The following is a 275-nucleotide window of genomic DNA, read 5'->3' as shown; positions in this document are numbered from 1 at the left end:
CCTGTTCCCGCTGCTGCCCCGGATCGGCAAGATCCTGCCTTCACCTCTGGTGTGCATTGTGGTTCTGACCGGCGTTGCCATGTACCTGAACCTCGACATCCGCACGGTCGGTGATATGGGCGAATTGCCCGATACTCTGCCGATCTTCCTGTGGCCGGATGTGCCCCTGAACCTGGAAACCCTGATGATCATCCTGCCGTACTCCGTGGGGCTGGCTGTTGTGGGGCTGCTGGAATCGATGATGACCGCAACCATCGTCGATGACCTGACCGACA

1 protein-coding gene is annotated in these 275 nt (G+C 59.6%); it reads left to right on the top strand.

Going from position 1 to position 275, the window contains the following annotated elements:
• A partial coding sequence (locus tag B2W52_RS00165) for a SulP family inorganic anion transporter (protein ID WP_286800940.1) occupies positions 1 to 275 on the top strand: 275 nt, incomplete at both ends.

The organism is Marinobacter sp. UBA2498 (genome assembly GCF_002341575.1).
Lineage (GTDB): Bacteria > Pseudomonadota > Gammaproteobacteria > Pseudomonadales > Oleiphilaceae > Marinobacter > Marinobacter manganoxydans.
This window is presented reverse-complemented; position numbering and strand designations above follow the sequence as displayed.